At 62.6% G+C, this 265-nt stretch carries 1 protein-coding gene; it reads right to left on the reverse strand.

Annotated elements, in window-relative coordinates:
- Window positions 1-131: 131 nt before the first annotated feature.
- On the reverse strand, window positions 132-251 hold the full coding sequence (locus SB658_RS24590) for a hypothetical protein (RefSeq protein ID WP_410603011.1): 120 nt from the start codon (window positions 249-251) through the stop codon (window positions 132-134).
- Between the last annotated feature and the right edge of the window lie 14 nt (window positions 252-265).

The raw sequence follows: 265 nt of genomic DNA on the forward strand, positions 1-265 counted from the left end.
TTTCCTCGAACACCGCCGGGACTCTCGGCTTGGTTCAAGCGCTTGTCAGTCCGTCATGTTCGCTGCCGGACGACCTGCGGTTACTCACCGCGACCTCGAGGTCCGAAAGCAGAGACAATCGCCCGCAACTCTCACCGCATCGACCCTGCAATCAGCATCTCCAGCGCCTGCACCGCCAGAGGATAACCCTGGGCACCCAGTCCGGCCATGACCGTGGTGGCCGTCATCGAGACGTAGGAACGGTGGTAGATCGGCTCGCGCCGAT

This window comes from Bacillus sp. SIMBA_008 (genome assembly GCF_046535495.1).
Taxonomy (GTDB): Bacteria; Bacillota; Bacilli; order Bacillales; family Bacillaceae; genus Bacillus; species Bacillus subtilis.